We start from the raw sequence: 24086 nt of genomic DNA on the forward strand, positions 1-24086 counted from the left end.
AGATGAACATTATAGCACAGCTTGAGGCTGAACAGTGCGCAAAAATTGAAGCAAAACGTCAACTGCCTGTATTTCAGGTTGGTGATACAGTGCGTGTGATGGTTCGTGTGACAGAAGGTACACGAACGCGTATTCAGGCCTATGAAGGGATTTGTATCGCTCGTTCAGGGGGTGGTGTAAATGAAACTTTTACAGTCCGTAAAATTTCTTATGGCGAAGGGGTTGAGCGTGTGTTTCCAGTTTATTCCCCTCTAATTGAAGGGGTTGAGCTTGTTCGTCGGGGTAAAGTTCGTCGTGCGAAGCTTTACTACCTACGTGGTCTCAGAGGAAAAGCAGCACGTATTGCTGAAAAGAGAGAGTACCATAAAAAAGATGCAAAAAGTGCAAAAGAAACAGAAGAGAGCGCTGTTGTAGACAATGTTACAAATGTCTCAGAATGAATTACTCAATAAATTATATGAATGAGATTTATTAAAAAATGCAGCTTTAAGGCTGCTTTTTTATTGTAATAATTAAAACAAAAAAGGAATAAAATATCCATTTTTAAAAGAATTATAATAAAATTTTTAATGTCTCTTTTGTTTTTTATTATTAATTTTTCTCATGAATAAAGAACATTTACAGAAGAATATATTTTGTGAGAATAGAATTTTTGATGAGAGAGTATCTTAGGATAGGAAAAATTTTGATATTTTCGGCGACGGTTATTTAAACTTAAGCTCTTTAGAAGAGTGTATGATGCATATAGTAAGTGAAGGATCTTATAAGTTTTCACGCAATGAAGTTGGTAGAGGTGTAAATGTTCAAGATTGAATTATAAAGAACGGCTGATTTGTCATAAAACTTAAAAAATTAACACTATCTTTTTTATAAAGAGTCATAATCATTATAGAATAGATCCGCTGATCTTAAGGAAAAGTAGAGTGAAAGATATGTAAAAAATATGTTTATATTTAAGAAATAATGTTAAACCTTTGACGTGAAGATAAAATTGTACTAAACAGAGGAAGTTTTATGGTCTATGGCTATATAACAAATCGGTTTTTTTATGCGCGACCTTTAATCCGTCATTTTAATAACCGGCCTGTAATGTTAGTCCCTTAGGACTGAACAAGTTGAAATGATTGTGCACTGAATCACTTTGCGTGGATTTTCTCGTAATGATAAGGTTGCAGTGAAAGCCAGGTCAGGATGTTTTATGATAGAGACAACCACAACAAAAGATCGCCCTCGTTCTCCTCACTTAAGCGTTTATCGCTGGTCAATTACTATGGCAATTTCGATAGCACATCGTATTACTGGTATAGTGCTTTATTTTGGAATGTGTTTTTTGGCTCTTTGGTTAGTTTCAATTGCTTGTGGTGCTGATACATTTAAAATGGTTAACAAGATTTATGGATCTTTTCCTGGGCTTTGTTTTTTGTTTTTTTATACATTAGCTGGAGTTCATCATATCGTTGGATGTGTTCGCCATATTGTTTGGAATCTGAATCCTCGTTATTTAGCAAAAGAAAAAGCGACCTCAACTGCTTGGGCTACAGTTTTTATTTCTCTTATTGTCACGATTGCACTTTGGGTCATTGGGTACGGCGTTGTTTAGCCAGGGGTAGAAAAAATGAAAAAAGATTTGCGAACAGAACTTGGAAAAGTACGTGGCTTCGGCAGTGCGCATACAGGAACAGAGCATTTTTGGTTAGAGAATCTGGTCAGTTTTGCTAATGTGCTTCTTTGGACACTTTTTATTATTCTCGTTATGTCATGCGTGGGAAAAGATTACAGTGTTGTTCATGCGAGACTTTCCCATCCTATGGTTACAGTTTGGATGGGGTTGATGATTTTTTCAAGTCTTTATTACATGAAATTGGGGATGCAGGTCGTTATTGAAGATTATATTCCACATGAAGGTATGCGAATATTCTTTTTTGTATTGAATATTTTATTTTGTTTTATTCTGGGCAGTATAATGATGTTTGCTCTTTTGAAAATCGCATTAGGGGCTTGAAAATATGGTGAGAGCAATATCATCTCTAGGTGCTAGAGTGGGGCGTGCTGCCTATAACTATGTCGATCATAAATTTGATGTTGTGGTTGTTGGTGCTGGGGGAGCTGGTTTACGTGCGACCCTTGGTATGGCTGAGCAAGGATTAAGAACAGCATGTATTACAAAAGTTTTTCCAACGCGATCACATACAGTTGCAGCGCAAGGCGGCATTGCGGCATCCTTGTCGAATATGGGGCCTGATAATTGGCAATGGCATTTATATGATACGGTGAAAGGATCTGATTGGCTTGGCGATACCGATGCTATGGAATATTTAGTGCGAAATGCACCGGCAGCTGTTTATGAATTAGAACATTATGGGGTTCCTTTTTCGCGTACACAAGAAGGGAAAATTTATCAACGTCCTTTTGGTGGTCATACCACAGAGTTTGGTGAAGGTCCACCAGTTCAACGTACTTGTGCTGCAGCTGATCGTACTGGCCATGCAATTTTGCATACGCTTTATGGGCAAAGCCTTAAGCATAATGCGCAGTTTTTTGTTGAATATTTTGCCCTTGATTTGATCATGACAGATGGTGTGTGTACAGGTGTTGTCGCTTGGAATCTTGATGATGGTACAATTCATCGTTTTTCTGCGAAGATGGTTGTTCTTGCCACTGGCGGTTATGGGCGGGCTTATTTTTCAGCAACATCAGCGCATACATGTACAGGTGATGGTGGCGGGATGATTGCTCGGGCTGGGTTACCGCTTCAGGATATGGAATTTGTTCAATTTCATCCTACGGGGATTTATGGTTCTGGTTGCTTAATTACAGAAGGTGCACGTGGTGAAGGTGGCTATTTAGTGAATTCTGAAGGTGAGCGCTTTATGGAACGTTATGCACCATCTTTTAAGGATTTGGCGTCGCGCGATTTGGTTTCACGTTGTATCACACTTGAAATTCGGGAAGGGCGTGGTGTTGGTGCGAAAAAAGATCATATTCATTTAGTCCTTAATCATATCGATCCAGCTATATTGCATGAGCGTTTACCCGGGATTTCTGAATCAGCTCGAATTTTTGCAGGGGTTGATTTGACCAAAGAGCCAATTCCTGTTTTGCCAACAGTTCATTATAATATGGGTGGTATTCCTACCAATTATTATGGAGAAGTTTTAAATCCAACCCTTGATTCTCCTGATCGTGTTCAACCAGGTTTGATGGCTGTGGGTGAGGCAGGATGTGCATCTGTTCATGGGGCTAATCGTTTGGGATCAAATTCATTGATTGATTTAGTCGTTTTTGGACGTGCTGCTGCAATTCGTGCAGGAGAAGTCATAGATCGCGATGCAGAAATCCCAGCGCTTAATGAAGCCGCAGTTGATGCAATTATGGCACGTTTTGACCGTTTACGTTTTGCTCAAGGGCAGGTTCCAACAGCTATGCTGCGTGAAAAAATGCAGCGTGCGATGCAAGAGGATGCTGCGGTATTCCGTACAGCAGATTCTTTAGAACAAGGATGTCAACGGATCAGTAAAATTTGGGATGAACTTTCTGACCTTAAAGTAACAGATCGCTCACTTATTTGGAATTCTAATTTGGTAGAAACATTAGAGCTTGAAAATTTGATGGCGAATGCAATTACGACTGTTTATTCTGCAGCTGCTCGTTTGGAAAGTCGTGGTGCTCATGCACGAGAAGATTATCCAGAGCGTGATGATAAAAATTGGCGTCGTCATACACTTTCGCATCTGTCTCAAGATGGAAAGGTGACATTATCGTATCGTCCTGTTCATGTTGATCCATTAACGTTTGAAGAGGATGGTGGTATAGATTTAAAGCGTATTATGCCTAAAAAGCGTGTTTATTAAGGGGAAAGTGAGTTATGGTACAAATTAGGCTTCCCAAAAATTCTCAAGTTAAAGCTGGAAAAGTTTGGCCTAAACCTGAAGGTGCTACGCATTTAACAGAATTTCATATTTATCGTTGGTCACCTGATGATGAGAAGAATCCGCATCTTGATACTTATTACGTGGATCGTTCACTGTGTGGCCCGATGATTCTTGATGGGCTTTTATTTATTAAAAATCATATTGATCCAACTTTAACACTTCGTCGGTCATGCCGTGAGGGCATTTGTGGTTCATGTGCGATGAATATTGATGGCACCAATACATTGGCTTGTACTAAAGGAATGGATGATGTAAAACATCCAATTAAAGTGTATCCACTTCCTTCTATGCCTATTGTAAAAGATTTGGTTCCTGATTTAAAGCGTTTTTATGCGCAACATCGCGCTATTGAGCCTTGGCTGAAAACTGTTTCTCCTAAGCCTGCAAAAGAATGGTTACAAAGCTATTCTGATCGTCAGAAAATTGATGGTCTTTATGAGTGTATCCTTTGTGCATGCTGTCAAACGTCGTGCCCAAGTTATTGGTGGAATGGTGATCGTTATTTGGGGCCTGCTGTTTTACTCCAGGCTTATCGCTGGATTGTTGATTCTCGTGATGAAATGAGCGGTGAGCGCCTTGATAATTTAGAAGATCCTTTTCGGCTTTATCGGTGCCACACGATTATGAATTGTGCGCAAACTTGTCCGAAAGGTTTAAATCCAGCTAAGGCGATTGCTGAAATTAAAAAGCTTATGGTTGAACGACGTCTTTGAAAATTTACCAGCTAAAATAGAAAATAAGTACAGGCTCATTGGCGGTTCGTATATGTGTATTTTGAAGGTAAATGAAGTAGACGCGGCTTAAGTATAAAGTCTTTTCTGTATGTTTACTTTTTGCAGAGTGGTTATAGTTGCTTGCAGGAGAGTGTTATTATATCACTCCTTATTTGTTGTTGATATACAGGAGATTGAAGGCGTTTATTTTCGTTGTTAGAGTGGAAGTCCACGGAGAAGGCGTGGTGCGTTGGAGGTGAGTCCAGAAGCTTCTTGCATAAGATATTTTTTTATTTTTGGCATTTGATTAATAAGTCCAAGGCCAACATCGCGAAAGAGGCGTAGGAGTAAGATATCATTCGAAAAAAGTCTGTTGAGCCAATCATTACTAAGAGACATTCGTACAGTTTCAAAACGTCGCCAACTTTGATAGCGTTCGAGAGCTGTCATTGATCCGATATCGAGGCCCAATCGTGCTGTTTCGATGATGACTTCAGCTAAAGCGGCACTATCACGGAGTCCTAGATTAAGGCCTTGTCCTGCAATAGGGTGGACTGTGTGGGCGGCATCTCCTATGAGAGCAAAACGAGGTTTGATGCATTGATTTGTTAAGGAAAGAACGAGGGGAAATGCTTGGCGTTCACCATTCCAAGAAAGTTTTCCAAATTGATGACCAATACGTTTTTCTATCTCTGCTTCAAAAATTAAAGCGTCTGCTTTAAGATAAGATTGGGCGGTGTGATGTTTTTCATTCCATACGATAGCTAATCGGTTGCCTTTGAGAGGCAGGAGAGCAAAAGGTCCAGCAGGGAAGAAATGTTGAATTGCTCGGCCATGGTGGGCTTTTTCATGTTCGATAATGCATGTGATTGCTGTTTGTGGATAAAAATGAGCAAAGCTTTTAAGATCGGCTTTTTCTCGTAATATAGAGTGTGCTCCATTCGCTGCAACCAGCAATTTTGTTTGCCAAGTTTCTTTATTACTTAAGGTAACGGTTGTATGTTGCTTCTCTTGATGAAAATGAACGACAGTGGTTTTTTCGATAAAAGAGATATGCAAATCTTTTGCACGTTTTTTTAATGCACTGATGAGCCTTTTATTTTCAACCATACTTGCAAAGGGTTCTTTGGGTGTTATATCTCTTTCAAAGGTTAAAAAAATTGGTTTGATTGGATCATTGAGACGTGCGTCAGTGATGGTTATTGAATGGATAGGTTGAGCGTAAGGTTTGATATGTTTCCAGCACTGTAGTTGTTCAAGCATACGAATAGAAGCGGCAGAAAGAGCAAATGCTTGTGTATTTTTGGGAGATGTGCTGCTTTGGGAAGTGGCATCCACAACATTTATTTTCAGTTCAGGGGCAGCCTGTTTGAGAGCTACAGCAAGAGTCAAGCCAACAACTCCACCGCCTGCAATAAGAAGGTCACATTGTTTTATTGTTTGATCGGTGTAAGAAGTCACGTTGTTTCTTTCACTTTTGGCAGTTATTTCATCTTAAATGATATGGATATTGATCTTATTATCATTTTTTGTGCAGTCTTAAAGAGAAATTGTTGTTATTATATTGGTTAAAACTGTATTAATATTTTTTATGTTACAAATTTTAGATATAATTCTTGCTTTAAGAATCTTACGTTCGGGATTGATGAATGCATCGGGGTTCCTCTCTTTATGATTTGCCCAAAAAACCAGAATATCGAAATTCGCATTTTATTGAAATGTTTTTGCAACAAATAGGGGTTTTGATTGGGTTTGGTCTTCTAGGGCTTTTGATTTTTTGTATCTTAGCTTTAGCAACATGGAATTTTGTAGATCCATCATTGACTTATGCTAGTTCTAATGAGATCACAAATCTTATGGGATGGCCTGGTGCAGTTTTTTCAGATCTTGCTATGCAACTTTTTGGTTTGGCAAGTCTTGGTATTTTGTTGCCTCCATTCTTTTGGTCACTTTTGTTACTTGCACAAAAAAGAATTCATAATTTTCTGTTTCGTCTTTTTTTATGGTTGGTTTCAATAATTTCGTTTACAACTGCATTTGCTTTAATGACCCCTTTTGCATCTTTTACAAATTGGCCATTGCCGATTGGTTTTGGAGGAGTTTGGGGAGATAAGATTTTAAATGTTATTTCTTTTTTATTTTCTTTTTCTTCATCTATAGAGAGTGTGTTGTGGGGTATTGCTTTGGCATTTGCCAGTTTTGTAGTGGCTATTTTTGCTGGCAATGTAGTGTGGCGACGTCAGACCGATACAAGTGAAAGCGAATCAGTTCGTGTGGATCCAGTTTTTGAGACATTAGAAAATGAAGAATATTCTCATAATGAACTCCATAGTGGTTTCTTCTCTACAGCTTTTGGAGCAGTTTTGCATTTTCTTTATTTTTTACAAGCCCGTTTTGAGCGTTTTTTTTCGTTTATGAGGTGGTTTAGAAAAATAGAAAATTCATTTGATCGAATTGAGCCGGTTTTTTTTGATGAAAAAACAGAATTTCAGGATTTCCAAAATACAGCTCTTTCTGCTTCTGATAACTTCGTGGTAAAGACTTCAAAAGCGCGTTCAAAATATCGTTTTACTCTTCCACGGCTAGATTATCTTGCTATTCCTTCATCAGCAGTAAAAAATATGCGTCTTTCCCCTGCTACTTTAAGAGCCAATTCTCAGGAACTGAAAAATATTTTATTAGATTTTGGGGTTAAGGGAGAAATTATTGATGCACGTCCTGGTCCAGTTGTAACCTTGTATGAATTTGAGCCGGCTGCTGGTATTAAATCTTCTCGTATTATTGGGCTAGCAGATGATATTGCTCGCTCTATGCGTTCTATTTCAGCGCGTGTTGCTGTTGTTCCAGGACGGAATGTTATTGGAATAGAATTACCCAATGCATCTCGTGAAATAGTCTATTTGCGAGAAATTTTACAGGCGCGGGAATTTTTTGGGACTGAAGCAAGATTAGGGCTTGCTTTGGGTAAAACCATAGGCGGTGAAACAATTGTTGCAGATTTAACGAAGATGCCTCATCTTTTAGTGGCAGGCACGACGGGATCAGGTAAATCTGTTGCTATTAATACAATGATTTTGTCTCTTCTTTATCGCTTAACACCTGAACAATGTCGCTTAATCATGGTTGATCCTAAAATGCTCGAGCTTTCGATTTATGACGGCATTCCTCATTTATTGACGCCCGTGGTGACAGATCCTAAAAAAGCAGTCATTGCTCTTAAATGGGCTGTTCGTGAAATGGAAGAGCGCTACAGCAAAATGTCAAAAGTCAATGTTCGCAATATTGATGGATTTAATGCTCGCTTAAAAGAAGCAAAAAAACAGGGTGAAGTATTAACACGGACGGTTCAAGTTGGATTTGATCACAAGACCGGTGAGCCCTTATATGAAACAGAGACCCTCGATTTAAATCCTTTACCTTATATTGTTGTTATTATTGATGAAATGGCAGATCTCATGATGGTTGCTGGTAAGGAGATTGAAGGCGCTGTTCAACGTTTAGCGCAAATGGCACGTGCTGCTGGTATTCATGTTATTATGGCAACACAACGTCCTTCAGTCGATGTTATTACAGGAACAATTAAAGCAAATTTTCCTACACGCATTTCTTTTGCTGTAAGTTCAAAAATTGATAGTCGGACAATTTTGGGGGAACAAGGAGCTGAACAATTATTAGGGCAAGGGGATATGCTGTTCATGATGGGAGGAGGACGTATTCAACGTATTCATGGAGCTTTTGTTGCAGATGATGAAGTTGAACAGGTTGTTGCGCACCTGAAAGACCAAGCAATGCCTGATTATTTGGAGACTATTACACAAGAAGTTGCAGATCGTGAAAGTGGTGTTTCATCTGTTTCTTCCTTAGAAGATGAGCCTTATAGAAAGGCTGTGATGGTGGTTCTGCGTGATCGTAAAGCTTCAACTTCTTATATTCAGCGCCGTTTGGGTATTGGCTATAATCGTGCTGCTTCATTAATTGAGAGGATGGAAGAAGAAGGAATTATTAGCCCAGCTAACCATGCAGGAAAACGAGAAATTTTGGTGCCTGCTTCAGAAGAACCCTTTTAAATAAAGTTTTTTAAAACATATTTTTAGAAAGTTCTTATCATCTATTGCTTATATAAAAATCAATAGAGTATGTATGGTGAGCACATGAGGAGCATGATGTATGAGGGTGTATTTTTTTACGTTAAGAAGAACGTTTAGTCTTATTTTGTTATTTTTTCTGTTGAGTAGTCCTGCTTTTTCGCAGTCAGCAAAGCAGTTTGCTCGGGCTCAGAATATTATTAATCATTTTGCGGCGATCAAAGTGATGACAGGGGATTTTATTCAATTTAATCCAAAGGGAAAAATGACAAAAGGAACATTTTATTTAGAGCGTCCAGGGAAAATTCGTTTTAGTTACAAAGGCGTGCCATTGCAGGTTATTTCAGATGGTAAATCTGTAGGGGTTAACAATCGGGCTTTAAATACATGGAGCTTTTACCAGTTGTCTCAAACACCAATGAAATTTTTATTAGGGAATGTGATTCATTTATCGTCAGAAAATTTGTTAGCATTTCGAGAGGATCCGAAAACAATCATGATTGTTTTACGGGATAAAACAATTGGAAAAGGGCAAATAAAGATGATCTTTGATTCTCAAAGTTATGCGTTGCGACAATGGGCAATTCTTGATCAACAAAATTTAGAAACAACTGTTAAAATCATGAATGTGCGTACAAACGTTAGATTTTCTGATGATATGTTCGTCATTCCCCATAAAAATACTGTGACGCTACAAAGTCGGAATAACAATTAATGCTTTTTCATATTGCTACTTGGAATATTAATTCTATTCGTTTGCGCCTTTCCCAGGTTCTTCAGTATTTAGATATTTTTTCTGTAGATATGTTATGCTTACAAGAAATAAAATGTCCAGATGATTTATTTCCACGTCAATTTTTTGAAGCAGCAGGTTATCAGCATATCGCATTGAGTGGTCAAAAATCTTATCATGGCGTGGCGATTATTTCTCGTTTGCCTTTTATTAGTGTTGAAAGGTGTTTCTTTTGTCAAAAAGAAGATTGTCGTCACCTTTCAGTTGTTATTGAACTTCATGGGAGAAAAATTCGGATTCATAATTTTTATGTTCCTGCTGGTGGTGATGAACCTGATGTAAACAAAAATGAAAAATTTCGTCATAAACTCGATTTTTTAGAAGAAATGTCTTCTATCCGTGCGGATCAGGGAGATGGTTTAGAGTCTCTTTTGTTAGGTGATCTTAATATTGCTCCTTTGCCAGAGGATGTTTGGTCTCATAAGCAATTATTGAAGGTTGTTAGCCATACGCCGATTGAGACAGAGCGTTTACAAGCTTTATGTTGTGAAGGTGGATGGGTTGATTTGATGCGGATGAAATTTCCAATTCCTACTAAACTTTATACCTGGTGGAGTTATCGTGCACGTGATTGGGCACTTTCTGATCGCGGTCGACGGCTTGACCATATTTGGTCTTCACCAAATTTAGTGCCTTTCGTTAAAGAACTTGCAATTTTTCGTGATACACGGGGATGGCCTCAGCCTTCAGATCATGTCCCAGTACAAACTTTATTTGATTTTTCAGGCAATTTAAAATAAGCATTGAATGAAGAAAAGGAATGGATTAATTCTCGAAGAATGCAGAGGAATGGATGGGGATCAGTCATTTAAAACAGATTCTATCAAAAGGGTTTTTGCATCCTTTTTGTCTGTTTTTTTTTGTTCTACCAGGGTGTGTTGTTGGCCCCGATTATCGTAAAACATCTTTTTCTGTTCCAGCAATTTGGGGGCAACATTCTTCTGTACAAACTCTTGAACATTCCGCTACACTTGCGGGTTGGTGGCGAAATTTTAATGATCCGATTTTAGATGCGTTGATTCATGATGCAATCGCTGCAAATAATAGTATTGCGGTTGCGAAAGCGCGGGTTCGTGAAGCGCGGGCTAGTTTAGGGCAATCGATTGGACATCTTTCGCCAAGTATTTCAAGTTCCATTGTCGGCACTCATGGTTCTAGTCAGTCTGATACTTCTTTGAGTCAATATCGTGGTGGTTTTGATGCAAGTTGGGAGCTTGATCTGTTTGGGGGACATAAAAGAGCAGTTGAAGCAGCACGTTATGGCCTTGATGCGGCGGTAGAGGATCTGCGGGCTACAATGGTTACTCTTTTAGGAGATATCGCAACGAATTATGTTGAAATGCGTGGTTGGCAACAAAAACTGTCGATTGCGCGCTCTATTGCTGCGTCGCAGCGAAAAACAGCGCAATTAATAGAGGCTAAATTGAAAGCTGGGGACATCTCAGAGCTGGATAATTCAAATGCACGAGCACAAATGATCAATACAGAGGCCGATATTTTACAGATGGAAGTGAATTTATCGATGAGTATTCATCGTCTTTCTGTTTTAACTGGGCGTGTGCCTATAGCATTACAGGATTTTTTGCAAAAAAGCGCTAAAAAGAAACAGATTCCAAAACCAAAATGGCCAATCTCTGTGGGAATTCCTGCTGATATTTTGTTGACACGTCCAGATTTACGACGTGCTGAGCGTCAATATGCTCAAGCGACAGCGCGAATTGGTCAACGCGAAGCAGAACGTTACCCTTCATTAAGCTTAACAGGTAATATTTCTACAACAGCAGAATCCGTGGGTCAATTAGCAAAAGGTTCGACGATTGGTTGGTCCTTTGGACCAAATATTCGCTTTCCTTTTTTTAATGGAGGACAAGTGGTTGCCTCGATTGCTGTAGCGCGTGCTCAGCGTGATCAAGCTTTTATTGCTTATCGAGCGGCAGTGTTAGGAGCTTTAGAAGAAGTAGAGAATGCATTGGTGCGATTGTACAAAGAACAACAGCGTTTTAAAAAGTTATTGGCTGCAAATGCAGCTTATTCACATTCATTGAAGCTTTCGCAAGACCTTTTTGAAAGTGGTAATACCAGCTTTCTCGAATTACTCAATGCTTATCGTTCCTACTATTCTTCGCAAATGTCATTGAGTGATAGCTCTATCACTTTGGCAAAGCATTATATCGCATTGATGAAGGCATTAGGAGGAGGATGGAATGGTGTCGTTAATGTATCTCGTCCAGAGGTCGTTGATAAGATTACTAGTTCACATGTGAGGGCGAAACAATGATGAAATATCTTATGGAAAAATATGCAACCATAAAACGCAAAAAGCTTTTTTTATTTTGCAGTGTGGTTATTATCATCTTTGCCTTTAAGATGCTCTTTGTTTTATTTGGGAGTAAAAATACACCAAATTATATGACAGCAGTGGTTACGCGTGGTGATATTGAAGAAACGGTTTTAGCTTCTGGAATTGTGCGTCCTTATCGATTGGTGGCTGTTGGTGCGCGTGCAACAGGGCGTGTGGTTTCTGTCCGTGTTTCATCAGGAGATTTTGTAGAAGAAGGAGATCTTATAGCAGAGATTGACCCTACGGATCAGGAAAATGATCTGAAAAGAAAAAAAGCAGTCTTGTCCTATTATTATGCGAGTTTAAAAGAGCATGAAGCTTATCTCACTTTGGCAAAACAAAATTTAGAGCGTCAAAATAAACTGATTGAAGCACGAGCAGTTTCACGTGCTAATTTTGATGATGCAGTCACGCAAGTCAAAATACGTGAAGCTCAAATTGCTCAACTTCAGGAACAGATTGTGCAAGCACAAATTGATGTGAGAAGTGCAGAAGTGAATTTAAGCTATACGAAGATAACAGCGCCTTCTTCAGGAACAGTTTTAGCAACCGTTGTCGAAGAAGGACAAAATATTAATGCAACTCAGTCAGCACCGACAATTGTTATTTTAGGAGATTTGACGAAAATGACAATTAAGGCGCAAATTTCAGAAGCGGATATTTTAAAAGTTCATGCAGGACAAGATCTTTATTTCACCATTTTAGGAGACGCAAAACGTCGTTATGAGGGATCATTAGAGACAATAGAACCTGCTCCTGAAGATATTCGTAGCGATATTAGTATTAATCCTAACATGTCGGGATCGAGCTCTTTAGCGTCATCAGCTATCTATTATAATGGGCTTGTGCATGTTAACAATAAAGATCGTTTTTTGCGCACTTATATGACCGCTCAAGTGCATATTATATTAGGGCGTGCTCGAAATGTCTTGTTGGTTCCAAGTGATGCTTTGCGCAATGAGACAAAAGAGCGTAAAGCATGGGTGCAGCTTTTGGTTGGTCGCGATAAAGTGATTACAAAACAAGTAACAGTCGGACTCAATAATAAAGTGATGGCTGAGATTGTTTCTGGACTTAATGAGGGGGATGTGGTGGTGGTTGGTGCACGAGATGGATTGCTCGTATCTTCTAATTTACAGAGTGAAAATAGGGCTTAAAACATGATAACAGAATCGAAGGATACTGTTCTTGTCTTGGAAGATGTCGTCCGCGAATTTCGTGCAGGTGAGACATTGATCCGTGTTTTAAAAAACATTAATTTAACCATTAAGCGTGGCGAGATGGTTGCAATTGTAGGAGCATCAGGTTCAGGAAAATCTACGCTCATGAATATTTTAGGCTGTCTGGATCGACAAAGTTCAGGGTGCTATTGGATTGCTGGTAAAGATACGGCTTTGCTTTCAGCAGATGATTTATCAGCTTTGCGACGCAATCATTTTGGTTTTATTTTCCAGCGTTATCATTTGCTCAAAGAATTAACGGCTCTTGGAAATGTTGAAATTCCGGCTATTTATGCAGGATGTTCAGTAGAAATAAGAAAACAACGTGCACAGAGCCTTTTAACACGTTTAGGAATGCGTGATCGGATGGGCCATTATCCCAATCAGCTCTCAGGAGGGCAGCAGCAACGTGTTTCAATTGCTCGTGCTTTAATGAATGATGCTGATATTATTCTTGCAGATGAACCAACCGGTGCTTTAGACAAAAAAAGTGGTCAAGAAGTTTTGCATATTTTAGATGAGCTTCATCAAGAGGGACGGACTATTATCATTGTAACGCATGATATGCAGGTCGCCGAAAGGGCAGATCGTATTATTGAGATCAGTGATGGGGAGATTATTTCTGATACTGTTTCAAAAATTAACAAAACACCTAATAAAGAACACTCTTTTCAAAAAGAAGGTAATTTCAAAAGTACTCAACAGTTGGGAATTTTCCGCGCTTTTATGGGACGTTTTGGTGAAGCGTTTGTTATGGCTTTATTGGCCATGAATGCCCATCGAATGCGGACTTTTTTAACAATGCTTGGGATGATTATCGGTATTTCTTCAGTTGTTGCGATGATTGCTTTGGGAAATGGTACCCAGAAAAAGATTCTTGAAAATTTAAAGAGTTTCGGGACCAATACTTTGACAATTATGCCAGGTAAAAGCTTTTCTGATCCACAATCGGGAAAAATAACCAGTTTAGTGGAGGCAGATGCAGAAGCACTGTCTGAATTGCCTTATGTTGCTGGTGTTACGTCTCAGATTTCGGTAAGCTCGATGGTGTATTATAATGCAATTGAAACAAAGGCTATTGTTGTTGGTGTAGGAGAACAATTTTTTGAAATACAGGGGCTGAAAGTCATTCAAGGAAGGTTATTTGATCAATCAAGTGTGCGTGATCGGGCTGTTGATTTGATCATAGAAAAAGAGGCGCTTTCTGTTCTTTTTCCCCATAGTCAAGAAAATCCTATTGGAAAAATTATACGTGTGGGGAATGTGCCAGCTCGTATCATTGGTGTTGTGGATTCACAAAACAATAGCGGTGTTTCAGATACAATACAGATTTATTTGCCTTATACGGCAGTACAAATGCGCTTTCTTGGTAGAACAGATGTTCGTGCTATTATTCTTAAAATTGCTGATAACGTTGATTCACATTTAGCAGAAACTATGATTCGGCGTTTGTTAATTATGCGGCATGGGCAAGAAGATTTTTTTATTAAAAATTCGGAAGAGTTTCGCAAAAAAATTGTGAATAGTACAGATATTTTAACGCTTTTAGTGACTTCAATTGCAGCAATTTCACTCATTGTGGGCGGAATTGGAGTCATGAATATTATGCTTGTTACTGTTTCTGAGCGGATTAATGAAATTGGGGTACGTATGGCGATTGGTGCACGTCAGAGTGATATTTTGCAACAATTTTTAATTGAATCAATTTTGGTTTGTTTGATTGGTGGAAGTTTAGGGGTTCTCTTTGGACTTGCTATTGGGGGGATATTTATGTTGGGAAATTCTCCTATACAATTGATTTATACTGTTCGTTCAATCATAATAGCTGTTCTCTTTGCAGCCTTTATTGGGGTAGGCTTTGGTTTTTTTCCAGCACGAAAAGCTTCACGGCTTGATCCTGTCGTTGCTCTTGCACGGGATTGAGAAACTTCATTCAAGAGGATGATGACTCTTTTCGTAATTGTAAGAGCAAAGGATGGTCTTGTTTATAAGATTGTTGAGTTGTTTTTGGAATGTTAAGAGTTAAAAATATCTATGATGCAGGGAAATATGAAAAAAGGATTGATTGTCTAAAGTGAAAAGACAGTTGAAAATTTTTTTACAAAGAAGACAATATGATTCTTATTTTTACACTGATGCTTTTGATATATTCAAGGGCAAGAAGACGTATTTGATTGGCTTGTTTTATCCAGTTATCCGCAACATTTTGTTTTATCGGATAGGCAATAAAATTGACGTCAGGCATTAAATATTTAAACTCAAGTAAAGAACGGATCATATGATAATCGTGAGTAACGATATAAAGTGTTTTATAGCGATGCTTTTTGATCCAATGAGCACTTTCTTTAGCGTTTCCTTGAGTGTTGACTGCTTGATGATCAATGTCAACACAACAGGAAAAGAGTCGAGGATTGATGTTCATGATACGGATCAGTCTGTTGGGATGTGTTGTTGTGTTCACTCCGCTGATTAAGAGTCGCGAACCAAGCTTTTTTTGTAAAAGCTTTAATCCTGTTTCTATTCTGTTTTTTCCTCCTGTAAGGACAATAATAGCATCAGCTTTCGGTAAAGGCTGTGGAGGAGTAAGCTGCCCAACTTTTTCAGTAAAGGCAACAAAAGTAAAACAAAAAATGAGAATGATGATCAAAATAAAGAATGCTGTTGGTGGCAAATAGTAAAAAAATCGTTTACGTTTTCTCGTAACATCTATTCTGTATTTAAGAAGAGAATTTTGCGGTCTATCATGGGCAAAATTGTTATGCGAAAAATTGGGATCAGGAGTATTGTGGGTCATAAAATTAAAATAAGCCGTTGTCGCATTGATCGATTTTTTTAAGTTGTGCGAGAATCGTAATTCGATTGGTAAGCGCTGTGATGATAGCAACACAAAGAATAAGAATGAAAATTTTTCCATAGGTGGTCAAACTAATGGAAAAGTGCCCAAATAAAGCGATAATTTGACGCGTTTTTTCTAAACCTAAATTGTAATTTGTCCAAAAAAGAAAAACATTAAAGAGTAGTATACTGATCACACCGCCATATAATGCACCGCGGAATGCAGTTTTAAAAAAATGCCAATCAAACTGTTGGGCAATGAAGACGGTTTCAGTACCCAGAAAATATAAGACATTAATGATATGTGCATTTTCTGCTAGCGCGTTACATGTAGCGAAAATAATTGTAAGGATTAATGAGCCAAGAATGAGAGCTAGAATTGCAAAACCAATAAAAACAGTTGTTTGTGTCATAGTGCTAAATCGATTCATCCAAAAGCGGTGATCATCGAATTGACCACCTGGAATTTGTGTTTTAATAGCGTGACTGATTGCTTGAAAATCAATTTTTTCATTTTCTTTCAAAGTGACAATGATAAGTCGGGGAATGGGAAATTCTTTGAGGGATATACCTGTTCCAAGCCATGGTTCGAGTAATTGTTCAGTGGCTCTTTGATCAATAATTTTGGCGTTTTGTACACCTTGAAATGTTTTCACTAATTTAACAGCATCATGGAGAGATTTTTCAATATCAATATTTTCAATTGGACGGATTTGAATCGTTGCTTCATAGCTTATTTGACTGCTCCAGTTATTGGCAGCGCGTTGTATTAAATCAACGCTGATTAATGTTAAGCTTGAAAGAAATGTCATAATAGCAATGACTGCAACTAATGCTTGCCCAGAGATATTATTACTAGGAATAAGAGGTGTTCTTTTTCCTTTATCAGCTGTAAAGATGCGTTTTAGAATGTAGAAAATGGAGGAAGATTTATTCATAAATTGTCATCCGTCCCTGGTGAAGAATTAAACGCCGCGCTGAAACTTGCTCCATCAATGAGATATCGTGGGTAGCAATGACGACAGCTGTGCCAAAACGATTTAATTCAATAAATAAGCGAAGTAAGCGCGATGCTAAAGATGGATCAACATTTCCTGTGGGCTCATCTGCAAGAAGAATTTCGGGTTGATCAATAAGAGCACGTGCAATCGCTACTCTTTGTTTTTCTCCACCTGAAAGGACGGGTGGTAAAACATGAATATAATTTCCAAGACCAACCCATCGCAAAAGATCTTCCACTTCACTGCGATAGGTTGCTTCTTCTTGTCCTTTGATGCGTAAAGGCAGAGCAACATTTTCATAAGTTGTCATATGATCAAGCAATCGAAAATCTTGAAAAACAACCCCAATACGTCGTCGTAGAGCGGGAAGCTCTCGTCGTTTAAGTAATGCTGTATCATTGCCAAATAAATCAATGTGACCACGATTTGGTTTGATTGCAAGAAACATAAGACGCATCAACGATGTTTTTCCTGATCCAGAAGCTCCGGTTATAAATTGAAACGACCCTTCGGGAATGTGAAAGCTAATATCCCGGAGGATTTCGGGTCCCATTCCATAGCGCAAACCAACATTTTCAAAACGAATCACTTTTAAATACCACTTCTGTTTTTGGAGTGAATATGATGACAATGCTCTCTTAAGTACTTAATTTACTTTCTTTTTCCAATGTTATTGTTCTATTGGTAACCTCAATTATTTTCTATATTTTGCCGGTTTGCAATAAGATCATCGATGACTTGTGGTTCGGCAAGGGTTGAAATATCTCCTAGGGTATCAAGATCATTTTCAGCAATTTTTCGCAAAATACGTCTCATGATTTTTCCTGATCGTGTTTTGGGCAATTGGGCAGTAAATTGAAGTTTATCTATTATTGCAATAGCCCCAATTTCTTTTTTTACATGTTGAATAAGATTTTGGTGTAACTCCTCACTTGATGTTATCCCTTCCATTAAGGTTACAAAACTATAAATTCCTTGTCCTTTAATAGAGTGAGGATATCCTACAATAGCTGCTTCTGAAACAGAAGGGTGTGAAACAAGGGCTGATTCAAGTTCAGCAGTTCCTAGTCTGTGACCAGAAACATTAAGTATATCATCAATTCGTCCTGTAATCCAATAATAGCCATCGCTATCCCGTTTACATCCATCGCCTGTAAAATATTTTCCTTTATATGTGGAAAAATATGTTTGGATAAAGCGCTCATGGTTATTATAAAGGGTGCGCATTTGACCAGGCCATGAATCAGCGATACAAAGGCTTCCTTCTGCTTCTCCTTCCAAAACATTTCCTTGCGCATCAATGATTTGTAAACGGATGCCAAAGAATGGATGTGTAGCTGATCCCGGTTTGAGTGTTGTTACTCCGGGGAGAGGAGTGATGATATGTCCTCCTGTTTCTGTTTGCCACCATGTGTCAAGAATGGGACAACGGCTGTCTCCAATGGTATGATAAAACCATTCCCATGCTTCTGGATTGATCGGTTCGCCTACTGTTCCTAAGAGGCGAAGAGAGGTTCTTTGAGAGCGGGTGACATATGAGTCTCCTGCGCCCATTAAAGCACGAATAGCCGTTGGTGCGGTGTAGAGTGTATTGACTTTGTGTTTATCGACAATATCCCAGAATCTCCCTTTATCAGGGAAAGTTGGTGTGCCTTCGAACATTAAGGTAGTCGCACCATTACATAAAGGTCCATAGACCAAATAAGAGTGGCCAGTGATCCAGCCAATGTCAGCTGTACACCAATAAATTTCATGGGGATGGTAATCAAAAACATATTGATGTGTCATCGATACATAGACAAGATATCCACCTGTTGTATGCAGAACACCTTTTGGTTTGCCTGTTGATCCTGAGGTATAGAGTATAAAAAGAGGATCTTCTGCATTCATTTTTTCAGGGGGACAATCAGTTGGAGCTTGAAGTGCTTCTTCATGGTACCAGAAGTCACGTTCTGCAACCCAGTTAATTTTTTCATTTGTGCGTTGTATGACCATGACGTGGTTGACATGCACATTGTGGCGTGCTGCTATATGAATAGCTTGATCAATATTCTCTTTTAAATTAATTGTTTTTCCTCCACGTAAACCTTGATCAGCAGTAATGATAAAAGTTGATTCACAATCAATGAGACGCCCTGCAATCGCTTCAGCAGAAAAACCAGCAAAGATAACTGAATGAATAGCTCCAATACGGGCACATGCGAGCATAGCGTAAGCTGCTTCAGGAATCATTGGTAGATAGATGGTGACTCTGTCTCCTTTTTTAATACCGTATTTTTTTAAGATGTTTGCAAAACGACAGACTTTTTCATACAGAGAATTATAAGTTATTTTTTGATCAATATTGGGATCATCACTTTCCCAAATAAGTGCGATTTGATCACCGTGATTTTTTAAATGACGATCAATGCAATTATAAGCTACATTGGTAATTCCGTCTTCATACCATTTAATCGATACAGAGTCATTAAATGAAGCGTTTTTTGCCTTTGTGTAGGGTTTAAACCATTCAATACGGCGACCATGTTTTGCCCAGAAAGCTTCTGGATTGTTAATGCTTTCTTGATACTGTTGTTGGTAGGTTTCGTAGTGAATGAAAGCATTTTTTTTGAGATGCATTGGTACTGGATAAGTTTTTTCAGACATTGTTTCCCCCCTATTTTATTGATGTCAAAAAGATTGCTCTATGGCTCTCTTGTTCTTCTGTTTTTTGAGATGCATTGGGTCTGATAAGTTTTTTCAGACGTTGTTCCCCTTCATTTATTGATATCAAAAAGATTGCTCTGTTGCTCTCTTGTTATGCTATTTTTGAGATACATTGGATCTGGTAAGTTTTTTCAGACATTGTTTCCCTCCTATTTTATTGATATCAAAAAGATTGCTCTATGGCTCTCTTGTTATTCTATTTTGGGGACAACTTTTTCATGAGTACTTTGATAAGAATGAAAATTTTATATTTAACTTAGTTTAAATCATAGGCTTGAATAGTTAATTTTATGCAATGAAGATCAAAAAAAGCTTTTTTATGTGTGTTTGTAAAAGGTGGAAAGTCTTAAAAAAGACAATCATTAAAAGGAGCGGGGACCAAATAAAGCTGATCCAATACGAAGAACATTTGCACCAAATTGGAGAGCGATTTTAAAGTCATTGGACATGCCCATAGAGAGTTTTGAAAGACCAATTTCTTTTGCAAGTTTTGCTAAAAGAGCAAAATAAGGGCCGGGATTTTCTTGAATAGGAGGGATGCCCATCAGTCCAACGATATCAAGCCCATAATTATTTTTGCATTGAGCAACAAAGGCTTTCACTTCGTGTGGAAAAATGCCACTTTTTTGTGGTTCTAATCCTATATTGACTTGGATATAGCAGGGGAGATGCTTTTTTTGCTTGTGCATTTCTTCTGCTAGGCTTTTAGCTATTTTTTCTCGATCAACAGTTTGAATCACATCGAAGATTCTGACAGCTTCTGCTGTTTTGTTGGATTGTAAGGGACCAATAAGATGAAGTTCGATTGTGTTGAATTTTTGTCGTAAGGAAGGCCATTTTTCGGCTGCTTCTTGCACGCGATTTTCAGCAAAAAGGGAGTGGCCTGCTTGTAGAAGAGGAACAATATTGTTTGCGGCAACAGTTTTTGAAACAGCAATGAGTTGAATATTCTCCACGGGGCGATGATAGTCATGACATGTTTTGGCAATGTCTTGTTGAAGGTTTTTCCACGCGTCAATAGAGGAAATATGAGGTATATTCATAGGGGTGTGCTTTCTGTTTTTATGCAAGAATGAGATAATTTTTTTATAAAAGCTTTAAAATAATTCATGAAAAGGTTGACGATAAAGTTAATCCGTGGTGAATCTTGCAAGAATTTTGAAGTTAATTTTATAAAGAGTATAACGGGAATGATAAGCGAACGCTATAATCCACGTGCACAGGAAAAAAAATGGCAAGCGATTTGGGATGAAAAGAAAATTTTTCAAGTCGCTGATAATGGTGAGCATGAAAAATATTATGTTTTAGAGATGTTCCCTTATCCTTCTGGACGTATTCATATGGGGCATGTGCGCAATTATACTATGGGCGATGTTGTTGCCCGATATAAGCGGGCAAAGGGATTTCATGTGCTACATCCAATGGGATGGGATGCTTTTGGAATGCCTGCTGAAAATGCTGCCATGCAAAATAAAGTCCATCCTAAAGTATGGACCTATGACAATATCAAGGTCATGCGAAAGCAGTTGCAGCAACTGGGTTTTTCTTTGGATTGGTCCCGTGAATTTGCTACATGTGATGTCGACTATTATCATCGTCAACAAATGTTATTTCTGGATTTCTATCAGAAGGGGCTTATTGCACGGCAGGTGGCTAAAGTTAATTGGGATCCCGTTGATCAAACAGTTTTAGCGAATGAACAGGTTGTTGATGGTCGTGGTTGGCGTTCTGGTGCATTGGTTGAACAACGCGAATTAACCCAGTGGTTTTTCAAAATCAGTGATTTTAGTGATGATTTATTGGCGGGACTTGAAACGCTTGATCAGTGGCCAGAAAAAGTACGCATTATGCAAAAAAATTGGATTGGCAAATCACAGGGGCTTCTGATTCGTTGGGCTTTGCATAAAACCAATATAGTGGATGATGTCTGTGATGCATTTGATGAGATTGTTTGTTATTCAACACGTCCTGAGACTCTTTTTGGTGCTTCTTTTTTAGCACTTTCTGTTGATCATCCAATTGCAAAAGCTTTAGCGCAAAAAGATAAGACACTTGATACTTTTATTAAAGATTGTCAGTGTCATGGTACCACAGAAGCGGCATTTGAGACAGTGGAAAAACAAGGATTTCGTACGCCACTTTTTGCTCTTCATCCTTTTGATCAGACGGTGCGTCTTCCTGTTTATATCGCTAATTTTGTTCTCATGAATTATGGAACCGGAGCTATTTTTGGCTGCCCTGCTCATGATCAGAGAGATTTGGATTTTGCTCGAAAATATAATCTTGCTGTGCGTCCAGTAATTGTACCAAAAGAAAGTGACGCTAAGCAGTTTGTCATTGCTGAAACAGCTTATATGGGCGACGGCGTGATGATGAATTCAGGTTTTTTAGATAGTTTGACACCGCAAGAAGCTTTTCAAATGGTTGTTGAACGGCTTGAGAAACAGTTGCTCAAGGATCAGCCTCAAGCACAAAAAACAGTGCAATTTCGATTACGGGATTGGGGAATTTCGCGTCAGCGTTATTGGGGCTGTCCGATTCCTATAATCCATTGTACGGATTGTGGTGTCGTGCCTGTCCCACGTGATGATTTGCCCGTTGTGTTACCCGATGATGTCACTTTTGATCAGCCCGGTAATCCACTTGCGCGCCATGATGAATGGCAAAGGGTGGTTTGTCCTTCTTGTGGTCAGTTGGCAAAACGTGAAACCGATACAATGGATACTTTTGTTGATTCTTCTTGGTATTATGCGCGCTTTACAACACCCCATGCCCAAGAACCAATAGACCAGAAAATAGCAGCGCAATGGTTACCTGTTCAGCAATATATTGGTGGGATTGAACATGCGATTTTGCATCTTTTATATGCACGTTTTTTCACACGTGCAATGAAGATGATAGGCTATGTTTCGGTAGATGAGCCTTTCAAAGGCTTGTTTACGCAGGGTATGGTTGTTCATGAAACCTATCAAGATGAGAAAGGATGGGTTTCGCCAGCGGATGTCGCAATTGTTGAAAAGGATGGAAAACGTCATGCCTATAAGTTGACCGATCAAAGTGAAGTAAGGATTGGTTCAATTGAAAAAATGTCCAAATCAAAAAAGAATGTCGTTGATCCTGATGACATTATCGCTTCCTATGGGGCGGATACTGTACGCTGGTTTATGTTATCGGATTCTCCTCCTGAGCGTGATGTCATTTGGTCGGAATCTGGAATTGAAGGGGCGCACCGTTTTGTGCAGCGTGTTTGGCGTTTAGTGGCTTTAAGTGCTCCGGTTTTAAAGGAAGCAAAGTCATGTGCAGGACAGCAAGGAGCTGCTTTGGAGCTTTCCAAAGCAGCCCATCGCACACTTTGTGCTGTAGAAGATGATTTAGAAAAACTCGCTTTTAATCGAGCTGTCGCACGCCTTTATGAATTATTGAATGTGATTGCTTCCTCTTTAAATAATATAGAAAATGCTGAAGATGAGATGAAGTCTGCATTGCGTCAAGCAATGGATTTTTTCATTGCAATGATCGCTCCTATGATGCCTCATTTAGCAGAAGAATGTCATGCTGCTTTGGGTGGGAATACACTGATGTCGCAGTGCGCTTGGCCTGCTTATGATTCTGCATTAACGGTTGAGGAATATATTACTTTACCAGTGCAAATTAATGGCAAAAAACGAGGGACTGTCACTCTTGCTGCAGTGGCTGATAATGCGGCAATTGAAGAAGCGGTTTGTGCTCTTGACTTTGTCCAAGCACACTTAGCTGGCAAATCTATTAAGAAAATGATTATTGTTCCAAAAAGGATTGTTAATGTCATTATTTAATGGATTGAGTGTTGCTATTTTTTCTTGTTTGTTTGCTTTTCTTAGTGGATGTACCGTTGAACCACTTTATCGTCAGGTTTCACAGGGATCGACATCCGCAATTTCTCTTTTGCATGGTGGGACATCAGAAAAGATTTCTACAGGACTTTCTGAGAAATTTGCAGCCATTGTGATTGAAGAACCCTCTGATCATTTCAGTCAAATGGTTCGTAATCATTTATTGTTTCTTCTCTATGGGCATGGAGGAAAGCCTTCTGTACCTCTTTATCAATTGTCATTGCAAACATCGGTTTTTACACGAACATCTTTCGAGATAGATATAGATAATGACCAGGAAGGGGATGGAAGGGGACACCCTTCTGTTGGGACAATTGTGAGTAGAGCTTCTTATCTTTTAAAGACTATGAACAATGAACTTATTGCGAAAGGGGCAGGAACAATAAGGGCTTCTTTTGATCGACTTCGTCAAGAATATGCAACGGTGCAAGCTGAAAAAAATGCGCAAAAACGCGTTGCTGAAGAATTAGCTGAACGCATTTTTATGTTGCTTGCAAAAGATCTCGCAAAAAATTCTTCTTTGTAAAAGCTCAAATTCTTTCACAATTAAAAGGATATGAAGAAGTTTTGGACACGGTATAGCCAAAA

The 24086-nt window shown here is 38.7% G+C and carries 19 protein-coding genes; 13 read left to right on the forward strand and 6 right to left on the reverse strand.

From position 1 onward, the window contains the following. Positions 1–2: 2 nt before the first annotated feature. The 5 genes from rplS (at position 3) to O99_RS04105 (ending at position 4645) form a co-directional block, all read left to right on the forward strand. A complete protein-coding gene (gene rplS, locus O99_RS04085; protein ID WP_035006493.1) occupies positions 3–440 on the forward strand; it encodes a 50S ribosomal protein L19 in 438 nt (145 codons plus the stop codon). 758 nt (positions 441–1198) lie between these two features. Beyond that, complete coding sequence (gene sdhC / locus O99_RS04090; RefSeq protein WP_035006763.1) at positions 1199–1600, forward strand: succinate dehydrogenase, cytochrome b556 subunit; 402 nt, start codon at positions 1199–1201, stop codon at positions 1598–1600. A gap of 15 nt (positions 1601–1615) precedes the next feature. Further along, positions 1616–2002: a succinate dehydrogenase, hydrophobic membrane anchor protein gene (gene sdhD / locus O99_RS04095; RefSeq protein WP_035006494.1), complete on the forward strand. Its 387-nt coding sequence runs from the start codon at positions 1616–1618 to the stop codon at positions 2000–2002. Between the two features lie 4 nt (positions 2003–2006). Further along, entirely contained in the window at positions 2007–3851 is a 1845-nt protein-coding gene (sdhA, locus tag O99_RS04100; protein WP_035006495.1) for a succinate dehydrogenase flavoprotein subunit, read from the forward strand. 14 nt (positions 3852–3865) lie between these two features. Continuing rightward, positions 3866–4645 (forward strand): succinate dehydrogenase iron-sulfur subunit, encoded by a 780-nt coding sequence (locus tag O99_RS04105; RefSeq protein ID WP_035006496.1) that lies wholly within the window; start codon positions 3866–3868, stop codon positions 4643–4645. Between the two features lie 216 nt (positions 4646–4861). Here the strand turns inward: O99_RS04105 and O99_RS04110 are convergent, their stop codons facing one another. Further along, on the reverse strand, positions 4862–6106 hold the full coding sequence (locus O99_RS04110; protein WP_051668857.1) for a ubiquinone biosynthesis hydroxylase: 1245 nt from the start codon (positions 6104–6106) through the stop codon (positions 4862–4864). Between the two features lie 188 nt (positions 6107–6294). Here O99_RS04110 and O99_RS04115 point away from each other — a divergent pair, with 188 nt between their 5' ends. The 6 genes from O99_RS04115 to O99_RS04140 all read left to right on the forward strand — a co-directional run bounded on the left by O99_RS04115 (position 6295) and on the right by O99_RS04140 (position 15007). Continuing rightward, positions 6295–8712, forward strand: a complete 2418-nt coding sequence (locus O99_RS04115; RefSeq protein ID WP_035006497.1) for an FtsK/SpoIIIE family DNA translocase — start codon at positions 6295–6297, stop codon at positions 8710–8712. 100 nt (positions 8713–8812) lie between these two features. After that, a complete protein-coding gene (locus tag O99_RS04120; protein WP_035006498.1) occupies positions 8813–9445 on the forward strand; it encodes a LolA family protein in 633 nt (210 codons plus the stop codon). Beyond that, a complete protein-coding gene (locus tag O99_RS04125) occupies positions 9445–10263 on the forward strand; it encodes an exodeoxyribonuclease III (protein ID WP_035006499.1) in 819 nt (272 codons plus the stop codon). The genes O99_RS04120 and O99_RS04125 overlap by 1 nt, the downstream gene beginning before the upstream one ends. Before the next feature lie 53 nt (positions 10264–10316). After that, a complete protein-coding gene (locus O99_RS04130; protein WP_035006500.1) occupies positions 10317–11801 on the forward strand; it encodes an efflux transporter outer membrane subunit in 1485 nt (494 codons plus the stop codon). Continuing rightward, positions 11798–13021, forward strand: a complete 1224-nt coding sequence (locus O99_RS04135) for an efflux RND transporter periplasmic adaptor subunit (protein ID WP_035006501.1) — start codon at positions 11798–11800, stop codon at positions 13019–13021. Before O99_RS04130 ends, O99_RS04135 begins: the two co-directional genes overlap by 4 nt. Before the next feature lie 3 nt (positions 13022–13024). Beyond that, the gene (locus O99_RS04140; protein ID WP_035006502.1) at positions 13025–15007 is read left to right on the forward strand and encodes a MacB family efflux pump subunit; all 1983 of its coding nucleotides are present in this window, start codon (positions 13025–13027) and stop codon (positions 15005–15007) included. Positions 15008–15182: 175 nt separating this feature from the next. Here O99_RS04140 and O99_RS04145 read toward each other — a convergent pair whose 3' ends face one another. The 5 genes from O99_RS04145 to O99_RS04165 all read right to left on the reverse strand — a co-directional run bounded on the left by O99_RS04145 (position 15183) and on the right by O99_RS04165 (position 20669). Beyond that, entirely contained in the window at positions 15183–15878 is a 696-nt protein-coding gene (locus tag O99_RS04145; RefSeq protein ID WP_078674024.1) for a YdcF family protein, read from the reverse strand. A gap of 4 nt (positions 15879–15882) precedes the next feature. Continuing rightward, positions 15883–16857, reverse strand: a complete 975-nt coding sequence (locus tag O99_RS04150; RefSeq protein WP_035006503.1) for a cell division protein FtsX — start codon at positions 16855–16857, stop codon at positions 15883–15885. Beyond that, a complete protein-coding gene (ftsE, locus tag O99_RS04155; RefSeq protein ID WP_035006504.1) occupies positions 16850–17509 on the reverse strand; it encodes a cell division ATP-binding protein FtsE in 660 nt (219 codons plus the stop codon). Before ftsE ends, O99_RS04150 begins: the two co-directional genes overlap by 8 nt. Positions 17510–17610: 101 nt before the next feature. Then, positions 17611–19566 (reverse strand): acetate--CoA ligase, encoded by a 1956-nt coding sequence (gene acs / locus O99_RS04160; protein WP_035006505.1) that lies wholly within the window; start codon positions 19564–19566, stop codon positions 17611–17613. A gap of 422 nt (positions 19567–19988) precedes the next feature. Beyond that, a complete protein-coding gene (locus O99_RS04165) occupies positions 19989–20669 on the reverse strand; it encodes a YggS family pyridoxal phosphate-dependent enzyme (RefSeq protein ID WP_035006506.1) in 681 nt (226 codons plus the stop codon). A 147-nt stretch (positions 20670–20816) separates the two neighbouring features. On the opposite strand from O99_RS04165, the gene leuS reads away from it, so the two are divergent. Both leuS and O99_RS04175 read left to right on the forward strand, forming a co-directional pair. After that, positions 20817–23441: a leucine--tRNA ligase gene (gene leuS / locus O99_RS04170; protein WP_035006507.1), complete on the forward strand. Its 2625-nt coding sequence runs from the start codon at positions 20817–20819 to the stop codon at positions 23439–23441. Then, positions 23428–24024 carry a hypothetical protein gene (locus O99_RS04175; RefSeq protein ID WP_035006509.1) on the forward strand — a complete coding sequence of 199 codons (597 nt, stop codon included), beginning with the start codon at positions 23428–23430 and terminating at the stop codon, positions 24022–24024. The genes leuS and O99_RS04175 overlap by 14 nt, the downstream gene beginning before the upstream one ends. Positions 24025–24086: the final 62 nt, after the last annotated feature.

Origin of the sequence: Bartonella rochalimae ATCC BAA-1498 (genome assembly GCF_000706645.1) — a bacterium.
GTDB classification, from domain to species: Bacteria; Pseudomonadota; Alphaproteobacteria; order Rhizobiales; family Rhizobiaceae; genus Bartonella; species Bartonella rochalimae.

What these genes read in the sequence shown, in the direction of transcription:
- O99_RS04130 (WP_035006500.1), top strand. Translation starts at nt 10,317, where the DNA reads ATGGGGATCAGTCATTTAAAACAGATTCTATCAAAAGGGTTTTTGCAT.
- O99_RS04105 (WP_035006496.1), top strand. Translation starts at nt 3,866, where the DNA reads ATGGTACAAATTAGGCTTCCCAAAAATTCTCAAGTTAAAGCTGGAAAA.
- O99_RS04150 (WP_035006503.1), bottom strand. Translation starts at nt 16,857, where the DNA reads ATGAATAAATCTTCCTCCATTTTCTACATTCTAAAACGCATCTTTACA.
- O99_RS04145 (WP_078674024.1), bottom strand. Translation starts at nt 15,878, where the DNA reads ATGACCCACAATACTCCTGATCCCAATTTTTCGCATAACAATTTTGCC.
- leuS (WP_035006507.1), top strand. Translation starts at nt 20,817, where the DNA reads ATGATAAGCGAACGCTATAATCCACGTGCACAGGAAAAAAAATGGCAA.
- O99_RS04140 (WP_035006502.1), top strand. Translation starts at nt 13,025, where the DNA reads ATGATAACAGAATCGAAGGATACTGTTCTTGTCTTGGAAGATGTCGTC.
- sdhA (WP_035006495.1), top strand. Translation starts at nt 2,007, where the DNA reads ATGGTGAGAGCAATATCATCTCTAGGTGCTAGAGTGGGGCGTGCTGCC.
- O99_RS04165 (WP_035006506.1), bottom strand. Translation starts at nt 20,669, where the DNA reads ATGAATATACCTCATATTTCCTCTATTGACGCGTGGAAAAACCTTCAA.
- sdhD (WP_035006494.1), top strand. Translation starts at nt 1,616, where the DNA reads ATGAAAAAAGATTTGCGAACAGAACTTGGAAAAGTACGTGGCTTCGGC.
- O99_RS04135 (WP_035006501.1), top strand. Translation starts at nt 11,798, where the DNA reads ATGATGAAATATCTTATGGAAAAATATGCAACCATAAAACGCAAAAAG.
- sdhC (WP_035006763.1), top strand. Translation starts at nt 1,199, where the DNA reads ATGATAGAGACAACCACAACAAAAGATCGCCCTCGTTCTCCTCACTTA.
- O99_RS04125 (WP_035006499.1), top strand. Translation starts at nt 9,445, where the DNA reads ATGCTTTTTCATATTGCTACTTGGAATATTAATTCTATTCGTTTGCGC.
- O99_RS04120 (WP_035006498.1), top strand. Translation starts at nt 8,813, where the DNA reads ATGAGGGTGTATTTTTTTACGTTAAGAAGAACGTTTAGTCTTATTTTG.
- O99_RS04115 (WP_035006497.1), top strand. Translation starts at nt 6,295, where the DNA reads ATGCATCGGGGTTCCTCTCTTTATGATTTGCCCAAAAAACCAGAATAT.
- rplS (WP_035006493.1), top strand. Translation starts at nt 3, where the DNA reads ATGAACATTATAGCACAGCTTGAGGCTGAACAGTGCGCAAAAATTGAA.
- O99_RS04175 (WP_035006509.1), top strand. Translation starts at nt 23,428, where the DNA reads ATGTCATTATTTAATGGATTGAGTGTTGCTATTTTTTCTTGTTTGTTT.
- acs (WP_035006505.1), bottom strand. Translation starts at nt 19,566, where the DNA reads ATGTCTGAAAAAACTTATCCAGTACCAATGCATCTCAAAAAAAATGCT.